General features: G+C 71.3%; 1 protein-coding gene. It reads right to left on the reverse strand.

The genetic code is table 11. The annotated features are described in order from the left end of the window. Positions 1-559, reverse strand: a 559-nt coding sequence (cysD, locus tag AB4039_RS42395) for a sulfate adenylyltransferase subunit CysD (RefSeq protein WP_442273331.1), incomplete at both ends; no start/stop codon positions are given.

The following is a 559-nucleotide window of genomic DNA, read 5'->3' on the forward strand; positions in this document are numbered from 1 at the left end:
CCTCGCGGGCGATGTACTGCCAGACGTCGAGCTCGGTCCAGTTGGAGAGCGGGAAGACGCGGACGTGCTCGCCGGGGGCGTGGCGGCCGTTGTAGAGCTGCCACAGCTCGGGGCGCTGGCGGCGGGGGTCCCACTGGGAGAACTCGTCGCGCAGGGAGAAGACGCGTTCCTTGGCGCGGGCCTTCTCCTCGTCGCGGCGGCCGCCGCCGAAGACGGCGTCGAACCTCAGCTGCTGGATCGCCTCGGTCAGCGGGACGGTCTGCAGCGGGTTGCGGRYGCCGTCGGGGCGCTCGCGGAGCTTGCCGGCGTCGATGTACTCCTGGACGGAGGCCACGTGCAGGCGCAGTCCGTGCCGGGCGACGGCGCGGTCGCGGTAGGCCAGGACCTCGGGGAAGTTGTGGCCGGTGTCCACGTGCAGCAGCGTGAAGGGGACCGGCGCGGGCGCGAAGGCCTTCAGCGCCAGGTGCAGCATGACGATGGAGTCCTTGCCGCCGGAGAACAGGATCACCGGCTTCTCGAACTCGCCCGCCACCTCACGGAAGATGTGCACCGCCTCGGA

The organism is Streptomyces sp. M-16 (genome assembly GCF_052114405.1).
Lineage (GTDB): Bacteria > Actinomycetota > Actinomycetes > Streptomycetales > Streptomycetaceae > Streptomyces.